The sequence below is a fragment of the Halomonas sp. 113 genome (assembly GCF_904067645.1).
GTDB lineage: Bacteria > Pseudomonadota > Gammaproteobacteria > Pseudomonadales > Halomonadaceae > Vreelandella > Vreelandella titanicae.
In genome coordinates, this window is record NZ_LR881453.1 from 5,226,858 (window position 1) to 5,248,217 (window position 21,360).

Below are 21,360 nucleotides of genomic sequence, written 5' to 3' on the forward strand. Positions count from 1 at the left end.
CAACTCAGGTTTGGCGTGACTCGTCAGTGCTATTTCGCGCGCCACGTCGGGATGCAGCAAAGCGATAAACGGCTAGGCCAATAGAACCCACCGTCAGCACGATGAAAGCCCAGGTGATAGGCCCACGCACGAAGATCGACAGGTCGTTGGAGCCGATGAGCAGAGAACGACGCAGGTTGTCTTCGAACATCGGCCCCAGAATGAAGCCAATCAGAAAAGGCGCCGCCGGTATGGCGGCACGATTGAAGATATATCCCAACACCCCAAAAGCCAGCATTAGCCACACGTCGAAAGTGGTGTTATTGACCGCATAAGCGCCGTAGACGCAGAACATCAAGACGATGGGAAAGAGAATTGACTTGGGGATATCAGCAATTAACGAGAAGTACTTGATGGCAACGTTACCCACCACTAGCAGGATGACCGAGCTGCACATAATACCCAGGAACAGTGCATAGATCAGCGACAGATTTTCCTGGAACATAAGCGGGCCAGGCGTTAACCCATGCACCATAAAAGCCCCCAGGATAATGGCGGTGATGACATCCCCTGGAATACCTAGCGATAACAGCGGAATTAGTGTTGCCCCGGCCACGCCATTGTTACCGGCCTCAGCCGCTGCCACCCCTTCTACCTCACCCTTGCCGAAATTTGCTTTATTGGGAGAGCGCCGACGTGCATCGCTGTAGGAGATGAACGCTGCCGCCGTCGCCCCAGTGCCGGGGATAGCGCCAATAATGACGCCAATTAAGCTGCCGCGCACAATGCTTTTCATACAACGTTTGAGCTCAGAGAAGGCCAAACCAGCACCACTTGCCTTCGCCTTAATATGAGGGATCGCTTTCTTACGATAAAACTCGATAATCTCTGGAATCGCAAAAAGGCCAATCAACAAGGGGATAAAGGAGATGCTGTCCATCAAGTTGTAGTTGTCGAAGGTAAGCCGCTGGGAACCGAAGACCTCATCCAGCCCTATCATGGACAACAAAATGCCTAGCAGCGCTGCCATCAGGCCCTTGATCATAGAACCGCTGGCTAGCGAGATAATAATGGTGAGAGAAAAACAGATCAGCCAGAAAAATTCGGGTGCCCCGAAGTTCAGTGCAATTTTGGCCAAGTAGGCGGCAAAAAAGATCAACGCTATGTTGGAGATAAAATCGGCAATCACCGACGAATAAAGCGCAGCCTTTAGTGCTTTTTTTGCATGCCCCTGCTGGGCCATCGGGTAGCCGTCTAACAACGTACAGGCCGAGGCGGGGGAGCCAGGGGTTCTGATTAGAATGGCGGTAATGGAGCCGCCGTACATCCCCCCTTTATAGATACCTACCAGCAGCAGGATAGCGGCAACCGGCTGCATGGAGAAGGTAAAGGGGAGTGCCAATGCCACCGCCATGGTGGCGGTTAAACCGGGGATAGAACCAACAACCACGCCGATAACCACGCCTACGGCTATGGCCAGAAAGTTGTCCAGGCTAAAGAATATCCCAACGACTTCCGAAAAATTTTCCATAGGTCACCTAGCACTCTCTCGGTGTGTGTCAATCTCGGTCTGTGCCAACCCCGGTGTCAGGAGAGTTGTCACGAATCAGAATCCGAGCGGCATTATAGGTAGCGGCACGTTCATTACTTCTACAAATAAGAGCGCCACAACAACAGGAAACAGAAATGCCAGACTATATACCCACCAGGTGCGAACCGGGTGCGCTACGAAAAGAACTAATGTTGCCAAAATGCCGCAGAACACGGCGCCCATCACCTCAAACAAGGCAATATATATCACCAGCGATAGCACCATTAGCACGAAACGCCGCGTAGAGCCTTTCTCAATCGCTCTCTCATCCTCCTCGGTTTTTCCCTCCAAAATGAAGGCCTGAAGAATGAGTAGAATCGAAAACAGCAGAATCAACCAGCCGATAATCGCCGGCAGCCACCGTGGCGACATCATTGGGTTTTGTAGGATCGGCGGTTCGTTTATATAGTTGGGTACCAGGTAAAAGACCAACACAATGGCAAATCCCAGCAAAACGATGCCGGTGATGAGGTCGCTGGTGTCTTTTATTTTTACTCTGCGCTTGGAACCCGAGGGTGTCATCGCGGCCTTCTCCTGGGAAACAAGAGAGGCGAGGGCAGCGGCCCTCGCCTCAGTGCTATGACGGAAGACTACTCAGTTACTGGCTAATACCGGCCTGTTGTGCAACACCTTCCCAACGTTCAACTTCATCGGCGATGAACCGCTTGAACTCTTCGCCAGACACCTGACCCGGTTCGGCGCCCAACTGATCAGCAAAGTCCAAAAACTCTTCACGTTCCATCACATTAGCCAGGGCATCCTGCATAACGCTTTGCGCCTCTTCAGGGAAAGAGCTGTGTGCCACCAGGCCAAACCATGCCGTCGTGACGAACTGGTCGAGGTTATATTCGCCCACTTCCGACAGGGTGGGTACATCCGGCAAGTACTCTGACCGCTCAGCGGAGGTTACCGCCAGAGCGCGCAAGTCACCCGAGCGAATGTGCGAAAGAACGGTCGGCATGTTCTCGAATGAGACATCGACATCACCACTCAATAGCGCAGGAAGCGACGCACCGCTGCCGGCAAAAGGCACTGCCGTCATATTGGACTCAGTCAACGTTTTAAATAACTCACCGGACATATGGATGGAGCTACCCACGCCGCTGTGGCTAAAAGTCATGTTTTCTTCTTTGGCCGCTTCAACGAACTCAATAACACTTTCATAAGGGCTATCGGCGGGCACCACCATGACATTGGGAATATCGATCATGTTTTGCAGGAAGACAAAATCTTCGACTGGATCGTAGGTAAGGTCAGGGTAAATGGCAGCGCCAATGGTGTGACCAGGTGATGCCATCAGAATCGTATGGTTGGCATCACGTCCACCGCGGGCGAGACGACCGGTGCCCACCGTAGAGCCCGCCCCCGGGCGGTTCTCCACAACCACGTTAGCATCAAGCTCTTGCTGAAGAAGATCCGCGACGCGGCGGGACAACACATCCGTAGTGCCACCTGGGGCGTAAGGGACGACAAGACGAATATCGTCGGTGGGCCACTCATTGGCACTGGCGGAGGAAACCACAAGGCCCAGCGCCAGAGCGCTACCGAAGGCAGCCAGACATGTTGCGCTAAGGAGTTTATTCATTGTTATCTTCCTGTGCGTTGCTAAGCGATTGCTTATACTTAACTATTGTTCGTAAGACGTACACGTATTCGTAATATCTAGCTTGAGATTACGTTGTTGCTAACCCTTTAAAAAACACAACTTTAGTAGTAAGAGGCGAGATAGTTGGCTGGAAGAGTGAGGCACGTTCGCACTGCGAACTTTTTTACGCTAATCTTTTATCTCAGATTTTAGGACAATGGATAGTAAAAATGCAGGAAGAAATGCTGAGTGAAGACAATCGCGACTTTGTAACGGCGCTTGCTAGTGGCCTGGAAGTTATCCAGGCATTCGATCATGAGCACCCGCGTATGACACTAAGCGAAGTCGCCGCGCGCACGGGAATGAATAGAGCAAAGGCTAGGCGCTTCTTGCTCACTCTGCATGCACTGGGGTACGTGCGAAAACAGCAACGTTACTTTGAATTGGCACCCCGCGTGCTTCAGCTCGGCTATGCCTTTTTATCGGCTAATAATTACCGAGATGTTATTCAGCAACATCTCGAAGACATTACCGCTGAAACCGGTGAGTCCTCCTCGCTTGGTGTGCTCGATGGCAATGATGTTATCTACGTAGCGCGCTCGGCAGCAAAGCATCGCTTGATGGCGATTACGCTTTCAGTGGGCACTCGACTGCCAGCAGCTCATACCTCCATGGGGCGCATGTTGCTCGCTCAACTCAGCGATACCGACCTTGATCACTTTCTTTCGTCGGTTGCTCTAGAGTCTTACACCGATAAAACGGTGACAGATGTGAGTGAGCTACGAAACCAGATAATAAAAGCGCGGCAGCAGGGCTATGCAATTTCTGATCAAGAGCTTGACTCCGGCTTGCGCTCCATTGCCGTTCCTGTCTATGACGCCAAGCAGCATTTAATGGGCGCAATCAATATCAGCACTAACGCTGCCCGGGTCGATCTTGATACGTTGATTAATGTGTACTTACCTGTTTTACAAAATAAAGTGGCTCAAGTAAGGGCGCATATTAATTAGCCTCTACCATCACTGCCTCTAGCGCAGCTCGATAGCCTTGAACCCCGAGGCCAGCAATGACGCCATCGGCGCGCAGCGAGACGTAGGAGTGATGGCGAAAGGCTTCGCGCTTGTGAACATTGGATAAATGCACCTCAATTACTTTGCCATCAAAAGCATTGAGCGCATCAAGAATGGCCACTGAGGTATGCGTGTAGGCAGCGGGATTGATAATAATCGCTTGGGTGCCATCCAGGCGTGCGGCGTGAATGGCGTCAATCAGTTCGCCTTCATGGTTGCTCTGCAGGCATGTGATGACCCAGTCGGCCATCACTGCTTTCTCCCGCAAGATGTTATTCACGTCGTCTAACGTCTCGTACCCATATATTTCTGGCTGACGGCTACCCAGCAAATTTAAGTTGGGGCCATGTAATACCAATACCTTTCCTTGACTCATAACTCTCTTCAACCTTCAGCGTTAGTGGGTAAATTGACGTAGCTACCTGTTTTATCACTTAAACCGCCAACTGCGCCAGCGCCTGTTCAAGCGATGCTTCCTGGCGCTGGGCATACAGCTCGATTTCATCGATGACGGCTCTCCCCAGGGCCTGCTCAAACGCCTGCTGGCTTGCGCTACTGGCGTAATGGTCATGACTGCTTCCCCCCAGGTTGGATTGAAAAATACCGGCCGCACTCACGGGTAAGAAGTCTTCATAAATCATGGGGATAACTCTCAGAGCGCCTTGCTCGATCAAGCTATCCACCTGCTCAACTGAGATCGGCCCTTGCACAGATACACCTTGAACCGCCTGGTAGTGGAAAAACGCTAATCCTTCACGACGCAGCGTTTCATACGTATCGGGAAACTCTTTAAACACGTCAGATAAATACGCTTGATGGGCGTCATTATTGGCTGCTGTGGGCGAGTTCTCTTTGGCAGCTGCTAGCAGGCGGTCGTATAGCTCGCGTCCTTTGCGCGTTAATGCGATACCGCGCTGTTCGATTTCACCAAAGCGGGCGGTGTGTTTACCTTCAGCAGCGTCCGCGAAAGCAATCGTCTCCTCCAGTGCTTTGAAGCTGGTTTGACGTAGAAGGATTGGGCAATCCCGGCGTGGTGGGCCTTCAATAGTCGCTTTAGGGTCGATGCCAACGCTGGGCATGCGCCGCTGCACTTCATCAATGTCTAACGTGCGCGGCGTTAGGTGGTTAATGTGCGGGCCGCGGAAGCAGACCACATCGGCAATTAAGCGGTGTTCGGCATGCAAACGCTCATAGGTGGCCAAGTCGACCGTGGCGTTGTCGTGCCAGCGGAACGTTTCCAACGCTTCCTGAACAAACTGCTTGGCATCATCGGCGCTTAGGCCACCCTGCTGCTCAAAACGCTTGATAAGCGTTTTCACTTTGGCAGTGAAGATATCGCGGGCACTTAAAATTTCACTCGCCTGTTCTCTTAGCTCGAACTGTTCAATTAGTTCAAGGCGCAACAGCGAGGTAAAGACACGAAAGGGGTTACGCTTGAGCGCACTATCCGCGACCGGCCGAAACGCGGTGGAATGTACCGGCACGCCTGCGGTCGATAAGTCGTAATACCCCACTGGCTCCATCCCCATGACCGCAAACATTCGCCGCAGCATAGCAAGCTCGCCTGGACTCCCCACTCGAATAGCGCCGTGGCGTTCAACGTTGATACGCGCCAGCTCATCGCTATTTTGCAATGCGTTATTTAGCCCTGGGTTAGCGGCTAGCACCTCCTGGTTGACTGCCTCAACCAGTGACAGCAAGGTGCCGTATTGCGGCACCTCCTGCTGATACATTGCCGACATCGCTTGGGAAAACTGGTCGCGGATTTCATCACTGCTAACGTAAGCTGAACACATGGCGCTATCCTGTTTGTAAACGGCTACTGCCAATAAAGGGCTATACCTACATAGTAGCGCTATCGGCGCCTTAACAATTTCACTTTTTCCGCGCCTTGCTATACATATAAGCCATACAAAGGTTATATAAAAGCCGCCATTCACGCTTAACGGGCAAGGCTCTTAACCTGTTACATTAGCGCTTGATCTTGTCGATGTAGGCTGGCACCCATGACGCTTCCTCTTTATCTAGGCTTGCCTATGTGGGCCAATCAAGACTGGCTGGGCAACCTTTATCCACGCCACGCCAAAACTGAGCTGCTAAGCGATTACGCGGCGGTGTTTTCCAGCGTTGAGGGCAACACTACCTTTTATAGCGGTACCCCAAAGCCGGACACCATTGCTGCCTGGGCGCGCCAGGCACCATCCCACTTTCGCTTTTGTTTTAAATTACCGGCCAGCGTAACCCACGATCAACGGCTAACGCGGTTAGAGGAGGCCTGGGCATTTTTAGCGGCGCTAGAACCTCTGCACGACCGCCTTGGCCCCACCATGGTGCAACTACCACGAGATTTCGGCCCCCAAGAGCTTCCCCAGCTTGAAGCGCTACTTGCCGCTTGGCCTACCCATTTGCCTTGCGCGGTCGAGGTTCGGCATCCTGAGTTTTTCCACAAAGGGGCCGCCGAAATTGCCCTTAACCGCCTGTTGATAACTTATTCGGCCAACCGCGTGATGCTCGACGTGCGCCCGCTCTTCTCAACCCCGGCAAATGACCATTTGGGCTTGGCCCACGCCCAGCAAGAAAAGCCGAAACTCCCGCTACACGTGCTTTCCACGGCAAATTTTCCTGTCATTCGCTTTATTGGCCATATTGACAAAACGATTAATAGTGACTACTTCACCGCCTGGAAAGCCCGCCTAAAGCTGTGGATAAGTCAGGGGAAAACCCCTTTCTTATTTGTGCATACTGCGGACAACCGCGAGTCTCCCCACATGGCCCGCTTACTCTATAACGCACTAGGAGAAGTGACGCCATTACCCGCTCTTGGCCCCTTCGCGGGTGAAAAGCAAAGCCAACTGTTTTAACCCACCTTTTTAGGTCAGCTAACTGGCATGCTTGCGGTCGATCAGATAAATTGCGCTTACTTTCGGAAAAGTACGCTGGCAATGACGCAATTTTCCGAAAACTAGCGTGTTCAACACGCAGTGACTTACACAACAATCGACTTAATGGGTGATGTATGGCGAAGCTTGCGCATGCGCAGTGGTCATCGCGAATGACCTTTGTGCTGGCCGCCGCTGGTTCAGCGGTGGGTCTAGGGAATATCTGGAAATTTCCGTATATGGTGGGTGAAAGCGGCGGCGCTGCTTTCGTATTTGTGTATTTGCTCTGTATCGCGCTGATCGGCTTGCCCATTCTTGTCTCTGAGTGGCTATTGGGGCGGCGCGGCCAGAAGAACCCCGCCAGCACCATGTCAGAGCTAGCGCGCACGGCGAAAAAGCCCAAAGCCTGGGCCATCGTGGGCATTAGCGGCATTGTCGGGGCCTTCTTGATTTTGTCGTTTTACAGCGTGATTGGCGGCTGGTCACTCTACTACACCGTCAACTCGGTGAGCGGTGCTTTTAGCGGTCAAGATGCCGATGGCATTGGCGCGCTATTTAATGGCATGTTGAGTAACCCTGGGTTGCTGCTGCTGGGCCACTCCGTGTTTATGCTGCTGGTCATTGGGATTGTCGCCCGCGGCGTTACCAAAGGCCTTGAAGGCGCTGTACGCATTCTGATGCCAGTCCTCGCACTACTGCTGGTCGTGCTGATCGGTTATGGCATGACAACCGGCCACTTTGGCGAGGCGTTGACGTATATGTTCAACCCGGACTGGAGCAAGCTCACAGCAGAAACCGTGCTAGCCGCCTTGGGCCACGCCTTCTTCACCCTCTCACTGGGTATGGGCATCATGATGGCTTACGGCTCTTATTTGGACAAAGAGATCGATCTGCTGCAAACCGCCCGCACGGTCATCATCATGGATACCGTCATCGCTTTAGGCGCGGGTTTAGCTATATTCCCGATCGTGTTTGCTAATAATCTGGATGTCGCTTCGGGCCCAGGGCTGATTTTCGTCACCCTACCACTGGCCTTTGGCAATATTGATGGTGGTTTACTTTTAGGTTTGATGTTCTTTCTGCTGCTGACGTTTGCGGCATTAACATCGGCCATTTCACTGCTTGAGCCCGTGGTGGAATTCATTGAAGAGCGCACGCCGCTAGGCCGCGTCATGGCTACCGTTGTGGCCGGTGTGGGTGCTTGGTTACTGGGTATTGCAGCGCTGCTGTCATTTAACGTGTGGAGCGAACCGCTGCTGTTTGGACTGGGCGTGTTTGACCTGCTGGATACGCTGACCAGCAAAATAATGCTGCCGCTGACGGGGCTGGGTGCGATTCTATTCACCGCTTGGTGCCTGGAGCGCAGCAGCGTGGAAGACGAACTGGGTCTTTCAGCGACCGGCAAGAGCGTATGGAACATTATCGCGCGCTATGTAGCGCCCGCTGGCGTTGTTGCCGTGTTCGTAACAGGGCTAATCTAAGCTGAGCCGCCAAGGCCCTGCTAGCCGGCAGGGCAGCGTGGTTCTGCGCAGATAATAGTTGCGCCCCTAACCTCTTGGCATCCTAAAACTTAGTGCAATTCGCTCTCTTGCCGATCTTCATCGGGCAAGGGGGCGATATCCCGCGATAACTTTTGAAACTCACGATGAAGCTCAATACCCCGCCGCGCTCTTAAGCTGCGTTGGGCAGCGCTGCGCTGGCGCTGGGCATGCTCATCGACTTCCATACTCATAAAGATGTCGAGCAATTCGCTTTTAACCGAGGTGATTCGTTCGACGTTTCTCATAATCGACGTTCCTCCAGATGAATATGCCTTCGTCCACCTGCATCCGTGACGACTGTGATGATGCAGTGCGGCACTTCAATTATTACTATAACCTACTTGACAAAATGATGACCAATCTTAAAAAAACTGACTAACGACCTTAAACGCTGTTGGATCGCTGCCTAATAGTTTGTGGCCCTATGGGCTCATTGAGGCATACTGTCCTTATCGCATTGAAGCAATACGAAGCATCACAGTGAGCAGATAGGAAGAAACGGTCGTTTAAAACGACTGTATATTGGCGTACTGTTGACTACCTGTTGGTTGAGCACCCAAGGAGCTGAACGTGAGTCGCGCCCTGTTCGATGAAATGAGACGCCGCATGGAGCACTTTCGACGCTCCGAGCAAAAAGTGGCGCGTTTTGTACTGCGCAACCCCGAAGAGGTCATCCACATGCGCATTGTGGATCTGGCCACCGAAGCCACCGTTAGCGAACCTACCGTGGTGCGCTTTTGTCGTGCGCTGGGGTGCAATGGCTTTCAGGATTTCAAGCTACAGCTGGCGCAAATGCTGGCCAGCGGCAGTCAGTTCGCGCAATTCTCCATGAACGACAGCGACTCGGTCGCTGAATTTTCCCACAGCATCTTCGATTCGACCGTGGGTACACTGCTCTCGGTTCGTGACCGGCTGGATAACGATGCCCTGGGCCGTGCGGTAAACGCCCTGGCGATGGCCAACCGGGTCGAGTTCTATGGCTTTGGGGCTTCCGGTGCAGTGGCCTTTGATGCCCAGCACAAGTTTTTTCGCCTGCAGATCTCCACTTCTGCCTACGCCGACCCGCATATGCAGAATATGTCGGCAGTGACCTTGAACGATGGCGATGTGGTGGTGGCAATTTCACAAACCGGCCGTACCAAAGCGCTAGTCGCCAGCGTACGCCTGGCTCGCGAGGCGGGTGCAACAGTCATTGGCCTGTGCCCCAGCGGCTCGCCACTCGCCGAAGAGGTCAGCCTGCCGCTGTATATCGATGTTCATGAAGACACCGAGATTTACACCCCGCTTAGCTCGCGCATTGCCCATCTGGTGCTGATCGATGTACTCGCCGTGGGTGTGGCCAAAACCCGCGGGCCGAAACTCGCTGAACAGCTCAAAGCGGTTAAAAAGAGCCTAAATACGCTGCGCTTTCCTGAAGAATCCTAATCGTTAACCTGTATACACAGCCAGTTCGCTGGCTGTGCTAGACTAGCCGCCTATTTTTTGATCCGGCAGCGGCTACTATGGACGACGTCACGGCGATTCTCGATCAGCTCAACTCCGCCCAGCGCGAAGCAGTGAGCGCCCCCCAAGGTAATCTGTTGGTGCTCGCAGGCGCAGGTTCCGGTAAAACTCGCGTGCTGGTGCATCGCATCGCCTGGCTGATGCAGGCCGAAGGGCTGTCCCCTTATGCTCTGCTGGCAGTGACCTTTACCAATAAAGCCGCCAAAGAGATGCGCACCCGCCTTGAGGCACTGCTGAGCATCTCGATGCGCCATGTGTGGGTAGGCACCTTTCACTCCATCGCCCACCGCCTGCTGCGCACCCATTGGCAGGACGCCAAGCTGCCGCAACACTTCCAGATTATCGATTCTGACGATCAGCTACGCCTGGTCAAACGGTTGCTGAAAGATTACTCCATCGACGATGAACGCTTCCCACCCCGCCAAGTGCAGCACTTTATCTCCGGCTGCAAAGAGGAGGGGCTGCGCCCGCACCAGGTCAATGTGGATGGCGATGCCTACATGGGCCAGATGGTTGAGCTCTACGAGCGCTACCAGCTCACCTGCGAGCGCGGCGGCCTGGTCGATTTCGGTGAACTGCTGCTGCGAAGCCTGGAGCTACTACGCGACAACCCGGCGCTGTTAAACCACTACCAGGAGCGCTTTGGTCATGTACTGGTAGATGAGTTCCAAGATACCAATACCCTGCAATACGCTTGGCTAAAACTGCTCACCGGCATGAAGACGCCGATGACGGCGGTGGGTGATGACGACCAGTCGATCTACGGCTGGCGCGGTGCCAAGGTGGAGAATATCAGCCGCTTTGAGCAAGAGTTTCCGCAAACCCACACCGTACGGCTTGAACAGAACTATCGCTCCACCAGCGCCATCCTGGAAGCCGCCAATACGCTGATCAGCCACAACAGCGAGCGGATGGGTAAAAACCTGTGGACTAACGGCATCGAAGGCGAGCCGATCTCAATTTACGCTGGGTTTAACGACCTGGAAGAAGCCCGCTATATCGTCGATACCATCAAGGAGAAGGTCGACGAAGGCTTTAACCGCCGTGATATCGCGATTCTCTACCGCTCAAACGCTCAGTCGCGGCTGCTGGAAGAGACGCTGATTCGCCAAGGCATGCCCTACCGTATTTACGGCGGCCACCGCTTCTACGAGCGCCTGGAAATCAAGAATGCCCTGGCCTACCTTCGCCTGATGCTCAACCGCGACGACGATGCCTCGCTGGAGCGGGTGATTAACGTACCCACTCGCGGCATCGGCACGCGCACGGTCGAGATTGTCCGCCTGCGCGCTCGGGAACAAAGTATCCCTCTCTGGCAAGCGCTCCACGATGCGATTAACGACGGCACCTTGAAAGGCCGCGCGGCCAATGCCGTGCAAACCTTCGCCAACCTGATCGAGCAGCTCGATAACGATGCCTCTGGCATGGCGCTGCACGAAATTATCGATCACGTCACGATACACACGGGTCTGATAGAGCATCACAAAAGTGAGCGCGGCGAGAAAGGCCAAGCGCGGGTCGAGAACCTGGAAGAGTTGGTTACCGCTGCCCGTGCCTTTACCCAAGGCGATGTCTTTGAAGCGCCTGAAGCGGGCGAAGGCATGGCGGCACTGGAAGCATTTCTCTCAGAGGCCGCTCTTAACGCAGGCGACCACGAAGCCGAAGAGTTTGAGGACAGCGTACAGCTGATGACGCTGCACTCCGCCAAAGGCCTGGAGTTCCCGGTAGTATTTATTGCCGGTGTCGAGGAGGGGCTGTTTCCACACAAGATGTCCCTGGAAGAGCCGGGTAGGCTCGAAGAGGAGCGCCGGCTCTGTTACGTCGGCGTCACACGCGCTATGCAGAAGCTCTACCTCACACACGCCGAAACCCGCCGCCTGCACGGCAAAGAAGTGTTTCCACGCCCGTCGCGTTTTTTGCGCGAACTACCGCCGCACCTACTCGAAGAAGTCCGTCTGCGCGGGCATATTTCCCGCCCAGTCACCGCGTCGCGCACCTCCTTTGCTCAGCAAAGTGTCGAGAGCAGCGGTGATATACCCGCCTTACATGTCGGCCAAGGCGTTGAGCACCCGGTATTCGGCGAAGGGATTATTCTTAACGCGGAAGGCGAAGGTGCCCGCGCCCGGGTACAGGTCAGCTTTGAAGGCGAAGGGGTCAAATGGCTAGTGCTTGGTTTTGCTAAGCTAACGCCGCTTTAAGCCGCTACGCGCGTGGCGTTGAGTGCAATGGCTTGCCGATTAAAACCCGCTTAGCGCATACTGGCGAACGGACATTGCGCCTTTGTGCGCGCTGACAAAAAAATCCTATAATCTCCGGAGTTTTGCTCACCATGCAACGCCGTCACTTCCTCAAAACTGCCAGCCTTGGCGTCGCCGGGGCCGTTGCCGCCCCCTTCGTAACCACCTCAAGTGCTCGCGCTCAAGAAACCTTCACCTGGGACATGGTCACCTCGTGGCCAAAAAACTTCCCTGCCCTGGGTACTGGTGCGAATGATTTCGCCCGCCGGGTAGAACAGCTTTCCAACGGCCGCATGCAGATCCGCGTCCACGGCGCGGGTGAACTGGTACCTGCCCTGGAAGTATTCGATGCGGTAGCAGCTGGTACCGCTGAAATGGGCCACTCTGCCTCTTACTACTGGCGTGGCAAAGTCGCTGCCTCACAGTTCTTTACCGCTGTACCCTTCGGTATGACGACTACCGAAATGAACGCCTGGTTGTACCACGGCGGCGGTCAGGAGCTTTGGGATGAGATCTACGCCAATCACAATCTGAAGCCGTTTGCCGTGGGCAATACCGGCACGCAGATGGCGGGCTGGTTCAAGAAAGAGATCAACTCACTCGACGACATGCAGGGGCTGAAACTTCGCCTGCCGGGCCTAGCGGGTGAGGCGATGAACGGCATCGGCGTCAGTACGGTTACTATGCCAGGCTCAGAAATTTTCACCTCGCTGCAAACCGGCGCGCTGGATGCCGCTGACTGGGTGGGGCCGTATAACGATATGGCATTCGGCCTGCATCAGGTGGCTGACTACTACTACACCTCGGCGTGGAACGAGCCCTCTGCGGTACTGGAAGGGACGATCAACCTGGATGCCTGGAACTCCCTGCCAGAAGACCTGCAGGACGTGATCCGCGAAGCGGCGCGGGCGTCTAACCTGGCCATGATCAGCGAATTTGCCTTCCGCAACGCGCAAGCACTGGAAACTCTGGTCGATGAGCATGGCGTTCAGCTACGTACTTTCCCTGACGACGTAATGGCAGCGCTTCACACCTCTTCACTGGAAGCCATCCAGCGCCAGGTCGACAGCGACGAAGAGTCTCGCCGTGTTTACGAGTCTTATTCGGCTTTCCAGAAGCTGCTGCGCCCGTTCAGCGATGTGGGTGAATACGCCTACCTCAAGAACCGCGATAACGTCGACGGTTAATGAGCCGCTAGACAAGTAAATGACAAGCACGACAAAAGGGCGCCCTAAGCGCCCTTTTGCTATTTCAAGTTGAAGTGAGCTAGTCGCTATGTACTGCTCGGATGCGCCCATTATCGTCCAACGCAACCATCACAAAGCGCGCCTCGGTAACTTTTTGGCGCTCCTCTATGCGTTGCCCATGGGGAGGACGCACCCAGACCTCCACATCAATCTTGATCGAGCTATGACCAATTTCTTGCACTTGGGTGTAAACGCTGACCATTGAGCCAACGCGCACCGGGCTTAAAAAGTCCATGGCTTCAATCGCCACGGTCGCCGTGCGACCACCCGCTTCACGACCGGCCGCCAGCTCAGCCGCTTGATCCATTTGATTGACCAGCCATCCACCGGGTATATCACCATAAAAATTGGTATCTTGGCGGGAAGCCAGTAGTTTTAAAGTAAGCTGCCCTTGAGGGGCCGGTACGTCATCCAAATCGGTTTCCAGAAGAGTCATGAGTTAGTCGCTTAGTCAGTTTATTGTTGTAAACGTTGCAGAGTGGCACGTTGTTTATGCGTGTTGCTGCATCGCAACACAAAGGAATGAATTTAGTTAACCATAAGAGGACGCTCGTTTGAATACTCGTTTGACGACTCTTTGCATTAATCGGAGGTTAACTTCCGCCGTCCGTCGCACCGTATTGAGCGGAGTGGCGTTTATACTGATGCTGATAACGCCCCTGACCTGGGGGCAGCAGCCAACAGTTATTAGCGGCACCTTGGGCGCGGTGGGCTCCGACACTATGGCGGGGCTAATGCTGCGCTGGGGTGAAACCCTCACCACCCGCTATCCTGACGTGAAGCTGCAGTTTCAAGCAAGTGGTTCAGCCAGTGCGCCCACGGCGCTGATGGCTGGCACCACCCGGCTAGGCCCGATGTCTCGTGCGATGACCAGCGAAGAGCGTGATAACTTTATTGAGCGCTATGGCTATCCACCGCTGGAATTAAAAGTCGCCCGTGACGCATTGATTGTAGTCGTACACCGCCATAACCCCTTGCGCGCTCTGACCCGCCAGCAGGTTGATGCGATCTTCTCAACCTCGCTGGCCTGCGGTGGCGAAACGCCGATCAGGCGCTGGGAGCAGCTATCGGCAACCCGTGACTGGTCATTTGGTAGCATTGCGCTGCATGGGCGTAACCTTGCCTCGGGTACCCATGGGCTATTTCAACAGCGGGCGTTATGTGGCGGTCTTTTTCGTGACGACATTAGTGAACACCCCGGCTCATCGGCGGTGGTCGCGGCCGTTGGCGAATCTGCCAATGCGATGGGCTATGCGGGGTTTAACCACCTCACCCCAGCCGTGCATGCATTGAGCCTGTATAACGATGATGGCATTGCGATACCGCCCGATGAAGCGGCGATACAGAGCGGTGACTACCCGCTGTCGCGCTATCTTTACCTCTATGTGAACCTACCGCCGGGGGAGAACTTACCCCCCGCCGAGCAAGCACTGCTCAAGTTGATTATGTCCGATGAGGGCCAGCAGATTGCGCGCGCATCCGGCTTTGTACCATTAACCTCCAGTGTCCTTAGTGCACAACAGAGGTGGTAAACCACTGTCATCTAACTGACACATAATTGTCTTAGGGTAGGGATCCTGTCTATGCACTGTTTTTCACCACATTCTGGTTTTTCACTACCTATTGGTCAGCGCTATGATCACCTCGGTTTTGCCATGATATCCACATGACCCTACCTCGGTTAACCTCTTCTCGACAGCCACTTAGGCTACTGCAAGACCGCATGGCCACCGGTTTAATCACCGCTGGCGGCATAGGCGTGCTGCTGGCAATTCTGGCTATCGGTGTCTTTTTGGTGTGGGAAACCCTGCCGCTGCTGGCGATTGGCGATACCTTAGCGCTGGCTAAGCTCTCTCCCCTGGCGTGGGGCACGCTCAAAGCCGCCCTAGCCGCACTGCTGTTCGCCATTCCCGTGGCCTTGGGGGCCGCCATCTACTCCGCGCTGTTTATGTCAGCGCGCCTGCGCTCGCGGATCAAGCCCGCGCTCGAAATGATGGAGGCGATCCCCGGTGTGGTGGTGGGCTTTATTGCCGGGCTTATTTTGGCACCTTGGGTAGAGCGCCATCTCGCCAGCGCTTTGGTGCTGATCATTTGGCTGCCGCTTAGCGCAGCGCTTGCCGGCTTACTCTGGCAGTGGGCCAAAACACGCCTACGCCGCCGCTTACCGCTCTCCTGGGCGGGCCTCTGGCTCGTTCCCTGGCTCGCTGTAATGGTGGCGATAGCACTATGGCTCGCGCCCTGGATGGAGCAGCAGTGGTTAGGCGGTGATTTACGCCAGTTACTCGACCAGCGCTATGGCATGGATTACGCCACCCGTAACGCACTGATTGTCGGCATTGCCATGGGCTTTGCCGTTATTCCCAGCATATATTCACTGGCAGAAGACGCGCTCGCCGATGTGCCTGCTAGCTTAATCGAGGGCGCCCAGGCGATGGGGGCCAGCCGCTGGCAGGCGCTATGGAAAGTGGCGCTGGTGGCAGCGGGCCCAGGTATCTTCTCGGCGATAATGATCGGTGCGGGCCGGGCGGTGGGCGAAACCATGATAGTGCTTATGGCCAGCGGTAATACGGCTCTGTTTAGCGCCAGCCCCTTTGAAGGCATGCGCTCCATGGCCGCGGCTATCGCCATTGAGCTGCCTGAAGCGTCACCCGGTGGCCAAACCTACCATCTGCTGATCTTGGCTGCACTGGTGCTGTTTATCTTCACGTTTCTGGTCAACACCCTTGCCGAGGTCGTCCGCCAGCGTTTACGCCGCCGCTTCCGCCAGATGGGGGGCACATGATGAACTCTGCGACCCACACCGCCTCTCGCCGCCGTCGTTTTAGCCGGGTAAATGATGTATGGCCCTGGCTTTGCGCAGCCAGCGTAGCGCTCTCCCTGCTGATGCTGGGCGCCTTACTCGCGCTACTGCTGGTACGCGGGCTAGGGCACTTTTGGCCCGCTACGCTGGAAGAGGTCACCCTTGACTCGGGTGAAACCTTTGCTGGTCAAGCTGTGCGCGAAGTCGCGCTACCCCAGCGAGCTGGGGATGAACGCCTCTACTTTACCGGCAACCAGGATATAGAGGGCGTTCGCTGGCGCTGGGTGGTGATTGATGAAATTGCCGAGCGCGCCCAGCCAGACGATTTGATTCGTCTTGATCGCAGCCCCTGGGGTGACTTTATTGGCCGTTTGGTGGCCATTGAGCAGCATGATCAACGCTGGGAGGGAGACGCTGCCTGGCAGCGATTAAACGCTTTATTGGCACTTCCCGCCAGCCAACGCCAGGATAGCCAACTGCTGCTTACCACCGTGGACGGCCAAATCCTGCGCCAACCGCTGGCCAGCGTGGCGAGCGCTCAGGCTCCCAATGCCATGAGCGTGTGGCAGAAAACGCTCGCCTGGGGGGATGCGGTTTGGCGGTTTCTGAGTGAGGGCCCACGGGCCGCCAATACCGACGGTGGCGTCTGGCCCGCGATATTTGGCACGGTGCTGATGGTGATTTTAATGTCGGTGATGGTGACCCCGTTTGGGGTGCTGGCCGCTATTTATCTCAATGAAATCGCTCACCAGGGGCGGCTGACCCGGCTGGTACGTATTGGTGTGCGCAACCTGGCGGGCGTTCCGTCGATTGTGTATGGCGTATTTGGGTTGGGAGTGTTTGTTTACGGCATTGGCGGCTCGCTGGATGAGTGGTTTTTCAGCGATACCCTACCTTCGCCCACCTTTGGCACCGGCGGCCTGTTATGGGCATCGCTCACCCTGGCACTGCTGACCCTACCGGTGGTGATTGTGGCAACAGAAGAGGGGTTAGCGCGGATTCCCGAGGCGCAGCGGGAAGGCGCCGTGGCGCTCGGCGCTACGCGCTTAGAGATGCTCACCCGCATTGTACTGCCCATGGCAGCCCCTGCCATGCTGACAGGTATCATTCTAGCAGTAGCTCGCGCGGCCGGCGAAGTGGCGCCGCTAATGCTGGTTGGCGTCGCTAAGCTGGCGCCTCAAATGCCCATCGATGGTGAGTTTCCTTACCTACATTTAGAGCGCAAGTTCATGCACCTTGGCTATCATTTATTTGATACCGCCTTTCACGGCGAAGATGTGCAGGCTGCCATACCGCTGGTTTACGCCACAGCGCTACTTTTAGTGTTAATTGTGCTGGTGCTTAACCTAACTGCCATATTTCTGCGTCATTATCTTAGGCGTCAACGGGGAAACGAATGCTAGCGTCATTACATTCAGCCAATACCTCTCAGGCACCAGTGGCGCACTTTTCGTCCGAGCACAGCTGCCTGAGTATCGATCACTTTAGCCTCGCCTACGCGGGGAAAGAGGCGTTGCGCGAGTTAACCCTCAGTGTTCCCCGGCATCGTGTAACGGCCTTTATCGGCCCGTCAGGTTGCGGTAAGTCGACGTTGTTACGGGCAATTAACCGTTTGCACGATCTTAATGAGTCAGTCACCCACAGCGGCCAAATCACGCTGGAAGGGCAGGATATTCATGACCCGCAAATGAATGTGACTGAGCTGCGGCGGCGTGTCGGGATGGTGTTTCAAACGCCCAACCCCTTCCCTATGTCGATCTATGAAAACGTGGCCTTTGGGCTACGACTGCAACAGCGCATGCCCAAGCGCAAAAGGGACGACATTATTGAGTGGGCGCTAACTTCCGCCGCTCTGTGGGATGAAGTGAAAGACCGCCTACACCGTTCCGCTTGGCAGCTTTCCGGTGGCCAGCAGCAGCGTCTGGTGATCGCCCGTACCTTAGCAGTACAGCCCGACGTGCTGCTGCTTGATGAACCCGCGTCAGCGCTAGACCCAATTTCAACCCTCAAAATTGAGGAGTTGATCCGTAACCTCAAGTCGGAGCTGACGCTGATCCTGGTCACCCACAATATGCAACAAGCGGCGCGCGTATCGGATTACACCGCCTTTTTGCATCAAGGGGAGCTGGTTGAATACGGCCCTACCGATCAGGTCTTCACCAACCCCCGTTTGCAACGCACTGAAAACTACATCACCGGCCGTATCACCTAGGCCTTAGCAACTGAACCGTCAGGAGTGCTCCATGGATATTACTAGCGACTCTCACAGCCAGCATATCTCTCGCCAGTTCAACCAGGAGCTGGAAGAGCTGAAAACCCACCTGATGGCCATGGGCGGTCTGGTGGAAAAACAAGTGCAGGACGCTGTCTTTGCCCTACTGGAAGGAGACACCCGGTTAGCCGAGCAGGTGCGTGACAATGACCGCCAAGTCAACGACCTGCAGCTGCAAATCGACGACGAATGCACCCGCGTACTGGCGCGCCGCCAGCCTGCTGCTTCCGATTTGCGCCTGGTGCTGGCCGTCATCCGCGCCACCTCAGACTTAGAGCGCATTGGTGATGAAGCCAGTAAAATCGCCCGCAACGCCCTGCTCCTGAGCGAAAGTTCTAGCACCATTCGTGGCCTGGTGGAGGTGCGTCACATTAGCGAGCACGTACGTAAAATGCTGCGCGATGCGCTCACCGCCTTTGCCCGCTTTGATACCGACCTAGCTATGCAGGTCGTACGCGAAGACGAACTGGTGGATGACGAGTACAGCAGCGCTATGCGCTCATTAATGACCTTTATGATGGAAGACTCACGCTCTATTACGTCAGTACTCAGCATCATGTGGGTACTGCGCGCGCTAGAGCGGGTAGGCGACCACGCCGATAACCTTGCTGAGTACGTGGTCTATCTCGTCAAAGGTCTGGATATTCGCCATAGCGACACCGATGAACTGGAACCACAGGTGCCAAAAAAGTCTTGACCTGATGGGGCTTTCCTCCTGCAATACGTCCAGGCTGTCACGCAGCCTGGACGTTGGAATCACGAGGAGCTCACCTAAATGCTGGATGCTGTCACTGCGCTTAGCCGAGGTACACGCTGTGTGTATCAACCGGGTATGCGCCGCTATGTTTTTCTGCCTATTCTGGTCAACCTGATTGTCTACGTGAGCATGTTCAGCTTTGTGCTCAACCGTTTTGATGGCTGGCTCGCCCATTGGATGGGCATGGTACCCGCTTGGCTTGACTGGTTATCCTGGCTTATCTGGCCCCTGTTTGTGATTAGCCTGTTGGTGGTGGTGTTTTTTACCTTCACGCTGGTTACCAGCTTGATTGCAGCCCCTTTTTACGGCTTTTTAGCCGCCAAAGTTGAAATCCAAGCCACTGGCCGCGAACCCATTGATGACCGAAACCTGACCAAAACAGCCATCGATGCTGTGGGACGCGAGTTTGTTAAGCTCGCCTATATTCTGCCTCGTGCCGCAGGCCTATTTGTGCTTAGCTGGATTCCAGGCGTCAATATAGTTGCTCCGCTACTCTGGGCACTGTTTTCTGCCTGGGTGATGGCAATCACTTATCTAGACTACCCAATGGATAACAACAAAGTAACGTTTGCCGATATGCGCCAACGGCTCTCTAAGCGCTGGTGGCAAAGCCTCACCTTTGGGGGGTTAGTGACCTTAATTACCTGGATTCCGCTGGCCAACCTGTTTTTGATTCCCGGCGCCGTTGCGGGTGCCGTACTGCTGTGGGACGACCACTATAGAGACGTACGTAGCGACAAACGTGGCGATGCACGTGGCATTACACCGCAGTAGGCGCCTATTACCCAGGCTACGTCACTTTGCTACCTTTATATTTTGTTCGTCTATCCTGGGCTCAATCAACAACAAAGGAATCACCGCATGATAAAACCGATGGCTTGGCTGGGTGGCGTACTCTTGATTGGCGCTATGTCTATTTCGATGACATCTATGGCGTTAGCCCACGACGTAAAAACAGAGACTCTTCGCATTGCGCACCCCTTCGCTACCCCAACCCCACCGGGTGCGGTAAACGGTGCCGCCTACCTTGATATCACCGCCGTTTCAGGCCCCGTCACTCTGGTTGGCGCGAGCAGTCCTGCGAGCAGCAACGTTGAGCTGCACGATATGCAAATGGACGGCGATATGATGCAGATGCGGCATGTGGACGAGATTCGTGTCGAGGCAGGGGAGACTTATACCATGCGCCCTGGTGGCGGCTTTCACTTAATGCTGATTGGCTTAACCGAGCCGCTGAAGGAGGGTGAGCGGTTTCCCCTCACGCTCACCTTCGCTGAACAAGGTGACGTAGACATCGAGGTCTGGATACAGAGCGCCCAAGACGGTAGCGAAGCTGCTGATGGGCATCACCACTGATGTCGTTGGCTTTTAACACATAGCAAAAACCCCGCCGAAGCGGGGTTTTTAGCGAGTAACGCTTACATTAGCAGTTACACTTATCCTATTATTTACCAGTCGGTGCTATCACCTTCATCCCGGTTGAGTTCTCCAGGAGTGTAACCCTCTTGGCGAGAAGTAGGCCCATTTTCAGCCGTAGAAGGACGGCTACTGGAAGGCGAAAAGTCCAAGCTATCAGCTTCGTCACGGTTCAAGTCGCCCGCAGAGACATGAGATGGTTTGGAAGCTGCATGCGACTCAGGTTTGTTGATGACATCCTGACCAGCGGTACGGTCTTGGTTCAGTTCAATAGATGAGTGCGCCATCGCCATGGGGCTCGCGACCAAACCAAAAACAATACTTACTATGGCGACTTTTTGGCTCATTTCTTTTAACAGCAAGATGTTCTCCTCATTATCCATGGATTCCGTTCATCGATGATTAGAACGGCTATTACGCTTTGCGTTGCATATTAAGCGTCAAAAAAGTTAGCTCACCCTTTACGGTCAAAATGATTGTGAG

At 54.8% G+C, this 21,360-nt stretch carries 21 protein-coding genes; 13 read left to right on the forward strand and 8 right to left on the reverse strand.

The genetic code is table 11. The features are described from left to right. Window positions 1-4: 4 nt before the first annotated feature. From YERSI8AC_RS24295 to YERSI8AC_RS24305, 3 genes are all read right to left on the reverse strand, one after another. Window positions 5-1,510 carry a tripartite tricarboxylate transporter permease gene (locus YERSI8AC_RS24295; protein ID WP_041157416.1) on the reverse strand — a complete coding sequence of 502 codons (1,506 nt, stop codon included), beginning with the start codon at window positions 1,508-1,510 and terminating at the stop codon, window positions 5-7. A gap of 75 nt (window positions 1,511-1,585) precedes the next feature. Then, window positions 1,586-2,092: a tripartite tricarboxylate transporter TctB family protein gene (locus tag YERSI8AC_RS24300; RefSeq protein ID WP_041157417.1), complete on the reverse strand. Its 507-nt coding sequence runs from the start codon at window positions 2,090-2,092 to the stop codon at window positions 1,586-1,588. 76 nt (window positions 2,093-2,168) lie between these two features. Then, window positions 2,169-3,155 carry a Bug family tripartite tricarboxylate transporter substrate binding protein gene (locus tag YERSI8AC_RS24305; RefSeq protein ID WP_159177800.1) on the reverse strand — a complete coding sequence of 329 codons (987 nt, stop codon included), beginning with the start codon at window positions 3,153-3,155 and terminating at the stop codon, window positions 2,169-2,171. 230 nt (window positions 3,156-3,385) lie between these two features. On the opposite strand from YERSI8AC_RS24305, the gene YERSI8AC_RS24310 reads away from it, so the two are divergent. Continuing rightward, window positions 3,386-4,165, forward strand: coding sequence for an IclR family transcriptional regulator domain-containing protein (locus YERSI8AC_RS24310; protein ID WP_009286285.1), 780 nt, complete (start codon window positions 3,386-3,388; stop codon window positions 4,163-4,165). On the opposite strand, the gene aroQ is transcribed toward YERSI8AC_RS24310, so the two are convergent. Continuing rightward, window positions 4,158-4,601, reverse strand: a complete 444-nt coding sequence (aroQ, locus tag YERSI8AC_RS24315) for a type II 3-dehydroquinate dehydratase (RefSeq protein ID WP_159177801.1) — start codon at window positions 4,599-4,601, stop codon at window positions 4,158-4,160. The two genes, YERSI8AC_RS24310 and aroQ, sit on opposite strands and share 8 nt — an antisense overlap. A 58-nt stretch (window positions 4,602-4,659) precedes the next feature. Continuing rightward, window positions 4,660-6,021: a 2-oxoadipate dioxygenase/decarboxylase HglS gene (hglS, locus tag YERSI8AC_RS24320; RefSeq protein ID WP_159177802.1), complete on the reverse strand. Its 1,362-nt coding sequence runs from the start codon at window positions 6,019-6,021 to the stop codon at window positions 4,660-4,662. Between the two features lie 210 nt (window positions 6,022-6,231). Here hglS and YERSI8AC_RS24325 point away from each other — a divergent pair, with 210 nt between their 5' ends. After that, on the forward strand, window positions 6,232-7,086 hold the full coding sequence (locus YERSI8AC_RS24325) for a DUF72 domain-containing protein (RefSeq protein ID WP_027958715.1): 855 nt from the start codon (window positions 6,232-6,234) through the stop codon (window positions 7,084-7,086). 155 nt (window positions 7,087-7,241) lie between these two features. Further along, on the forward strand, window positions 7,242-8,585 hold the full coding sequence (locus tag YERSI8AC_RS24330; RefSeq protein ID WP_022521121.1) for a sodium-dependent transporter: 1,344 nt from the start codon (window positions 7,242-7,244) through the stop codon (window positions 8,583-8,585). Between the two features lie 89 nt (window positions 8,586-8,674). Here YERSI8AC_RS24330 and YERSI8AC_RS24335 read toward each other — a convergent pair whose 3' ends face one another. After that, window positions 8,675-8,890, reverse strand: a complete 216-nt coding sequence (locus YERSI8AC_RS24335; protein WP_022521120.1) for a PA3496 family putative envelope integrity protein — start codon at window positions 8,888-8,890, stop codon at window positions 8,675-8,677. Window positions 8,891-9,215: 325 nt separating this feature from the next. Between YERSI8AC_RS24335 and hexR the strand changes: the two genes are divergently transcribed. From hexR to YERSI8AC_RS24350, 3 genes are all read left to right on the forward strand, one after another. Further along, window positions 9,216-10,070 (forward strand): transcriptional regulator HexR, encoded by an 855-nt coding sequence (gene hexR, locus YERSI8AC_RS24340; RefSeq protein ID WP_022521119.1) that lies wholly within the window; start codon window positions 9,216-9,218, stop codon window positions 10,068-10,070. Window positions 10,071-10,147: 77 nt separating this feature from the next. Further along, window positions 10,148-12,346, forward strand: a complete 2,199-nt coding sequence (gene uvrD, locus YERSI8AC_RS24345; RefSeq protein ID WP_041157421.1) for a DNA helicase II — start codon at window positions 10,148-10,150, stop codon at window positions 12,344-12,346. A 131-nt stretch (window positions 12,347-12,477) separates the two neighbouring features. After that, complete coding sequence (locus tag YERSI8AC_RS24350) at window positions 12,478-13,572, forward strand: TRAP transporter substrate-binding protein (RefSeq protein ID WP_022521118.1); 1,095 nt, start codon at window positions 12,478-12,480, stop codon at window positions 13,570-13,572. Between the two features lie 79 nt (window positions 13,573-13,651). Here YERSI8AC_RS24350 and YERSI8AC_RS24355 read toward each other — a convergent pair whose 3' ends face one another. Continuing rightward, a complete protein-coding gene (locus YERSI8AC_RS24355) occupies window positions 13,652-14,068 on the reverse strand; it encodes an acyl-CoA thioesterase (protein ID WP_022521117.1) in 417 nt (138 codons plus the stop codon). Window positions 14,069-14,276: 208 nt separating this feature from the next. On the opposite strand from YERSI8AC_RS24355, the gene YERSI8AC_RS24360 reads away from it, so the two are divergent. From YERSI8AC_RS24360 to YERSI8AC_RS24390, 7 genes are all read left to right on the forward strand, one after another. Then, window positions 14,277-15,164 (forward strand): PstS family phosphate ABC transporter substrate-binding protein, encoded by an 888-nt coding sequence (locus tag YERSI8AC_RS24360; RefSeq protein WP_152419217.1) that lies wholly within the window; start codon window positions 14,277-14,279, stop codon window positions 15,162-15,164. Between the two features lie 134 nt (window positions 15,165-15,298). After that, the gene (locus YERSI8AC_RS24365) at window positions 15,299-16,414 is read left to right on the forward strand and encodes an ABC transporter permease subunit (RefSeq protein ID WP_009286291.1); all 1,116 of its coding nucleotides are present in this window, start codon (window positions 15,299-15,301) and stop codon (window positions 16,412-16,414) included. Then, a complete protein-coding gene (pstA, locus tag YERSI8AC_RS24370) occupies window positions 16,411-17,835 on the forward strand; it encodes a phosphate ABC transporter permease PstA (RefSeq protein ID WP_009286292.1) in 1,425 nt (474 codons plus the stop codon). Before YERSI8AC_RS24365 ends, pstA begins: the two co-directional genes overlap by 4 nt. Further along, complete coding sequence (pstB, locus tag YERSI8AC_RS24375) at window positions 17,829-18,644, forward strand: phosphate ABC transporter ATP-binding protein PstB (RefSeq protein ID WP_009286293.1); 816 nt, start codon at window positions 17,829-17,831, stop codon at window positions 18,642-18,644. The genes pstA and pstB overlap by 7 nt, the downstream gene beginning before the upstream one ends. Window positions 18,645-18,675: 31 nt before the next feature. Then, entirely contained in the window at window positions 18,676-19,401 is a 726-nt protein-coding gene (phoU, locus tag YERSI8AC_RS24380) for a phosphate signaling complex protein PhoU (RefSeq protein WP_009286294.1), read from the forward strand. Between the two features lie 78 nt (window positions 19,402-19,479). Beyond that, window positions 19,480-20,235: a sulfate transporter CysZ gene (gene cysZ / locus YERSI8AC_RS24385; RefSeq protein ID WP_009286295.1), complete on the forward strand. Its 756-nt coding sequence runs from the start codon at window positions 19,480-19,482 to the stop codon at window positions 20,233-20,235. An 87-nt stretch (window positions 20,236-20,322) separates the two neighbouring features. Continuing rightward, window positions 20,323-20,817 carry a copper chaperone PCu(A)C gene (locus tag YERSI8AC_RS24390; protein ID WP_230804275.1) on the forward strand — a complete coding sequence of 165 codons (495 nt, stop codon included), beginning with the start codon at window positions 20,323-20,325 and terminating at the stop codon, window positions 20,815-20,817. Window positions 20,818-20,909: 92 nt separating this feature from the next. Here the strand turns inward: YERSI8AC_RS24390 and YERSI8AC_RS24395 are convergent, their stop codons facing one another. Further along, on the reverse strand, window positions 20,910-21,260 hold the full coding sequence (locus tag YERSI8AC_RS24395) for a hypothetical protein (protein ID WP_159180204.1): 351 nt from the start codon (window positions 21,258-21,260) through the stop codon (window positions 20,910-20,912). Between the last annotated feature and the right edge of the window lie 100 nt (window positions 21,261-21,360).

Excerpts from the sequence above, each read along its gene's own strand:
- hglS (WP_159177802.1), bottom strand. The coding sequence starts at position 6,021 with ATGTGTTCAGCTTACGTTAGCAGTGATGAAATCCGCGACCAGTTTTCC.
- YERSI8AC_RS24325 (WP_027958715.1), top strand. The coding sequence starts at position 6,232 with ATGACGCTTCCTCTTTATCTAGGCTTGCCTATGTGGGCCAATCAAGAC.
- YERSI8AC_RS24330 (WP_022521121.1), top strand. The coding sequence starts at position 7,242 with ATGGCGAAGCTTGCGCATGCGCAGTGGTCATCGCGAATGACCTTTGTG.
- YERSI8AC_RS24390 (WP_230804275.1), top strand. The coding sequence starts at position 20,323 with ATGATAAAACCGATGGCTTGGCTGGGTGGCGTACTCTTGATTGGCGCT.
- uvrD (WP_041157421.1), top strand. The coding sequence starts at position 10,148 with ATGGACGACGTCACGGCGATTCTCGATCAGCTCAACTCCGCCCAGCGC.
- YERSI8AC_RS24365 (WP_009286291.1), top strand. The coding sequence starts at position 15,299 with ATGACCCTACCTCGGTTAACCTCTTCTCGACAGCCACTTAGGCTACTG.
- YERSI8AC_RS24360 (WP_152419217.1), top strand. The coding sequence starts at position 14,277 with ATGCTGATAACGCCCCTGACCTGGGGGCAGCAGCCAACAGTTATTAGC.
- YERSI8AC_RS24395 (WP_159180204.1), bottom strand. The coding sequence starts at position 21,260 with ATGGATAATGAGGAGAACATCTTGCTGTTAAAAGAAATGAGCCAAAAA.
- pstB (WP_009286293.1), top strand. The coding sequence starts at position 17,829 with ATGCTAGCGTCATTACATTCAGCCAATACCTCTCAGGCACCAGTGGCG.
- pstA (WP_009286292.1), top strand. The coding sequence starts at position 16,411 with ATGATGAACTCTGCGACCCACACCGCCTCTCGCCGCCGTCGTTTTAGC.
- YERSI8AC_RS24305 (WP_159177800.1), bottom strand. The coding sequence starts at position 3,155 with ATGAATAAACTCCTTAGCGCAACATGTCTGGCTGCCTTCGGTAGCGCT.
- YERSI8AC_RS24350 (WP_022521118.1), top strand. The coding sequence starts at position 12,478 with ATGCAACGCCGTCACTTCCTCAAAACTGCCAGCCTTGGCGTCGCCGGG.
- YERSI8AC_RS24335 (WP_022521120.1), bottom strand. The coding sequence starts at position 8,890 with ATGAGAAACGTCGAACGAATCACCTCGGTTAAAAGCGAATTGCTCGAC.
- YERSI8AC_RS24300 (WP_041157417.1), bottom strand. The coding sequence starts at position 2,092 with ATGACACCCTCGGGTTCCAAGCGCAGAGTAAAAATAAAAGACACCAGC.
- YERSI8AC_RS24355 (WP_022521117.1), bottom strand. The coding sequence starts at position 14,068 with ATGACTCTTCTGGAAACCGATTTGGATGACGTACCGGCCCCTCAAGGG.
- phoU (WP_009286294.1), top strand. The coding sequence starts at position 18,676 with ATGGATATTACTAGCGACTCTCACAGCCAGCATATCTCTCGCCAGTTC.
- aroQ (WP_159177801.1), bottom strand. The coding sequence starts at position 4,601 with ATGAGTCAAGGAAAGGTATTGGTATTACATGGCCCCAACTTAAATTTG.
- YERSI8AC_RS24310 (WP_009286285.1), top strand. The coding sequence starts at position 3,386 with ATGCAGGAAGAAATGCTGAGTGAAGACAATCGCGACTTTGTAACGGCG.
- cysZ (WP_009286295.1), top strand. The coding sequence starts at position 19,480 with ATGCTGGATGCTGTCACTGCGCTTAGCCGAGGTACACGCTGTGTGTAT.
- YERSI8AC_RS24295 (WP_041157416.1), bottom strand. The coding sequence starts at position 1,510 with ATGGAAAATTTTTCGGAAGTCGTTGGGATATTCTTTAGCCTGGACAAC.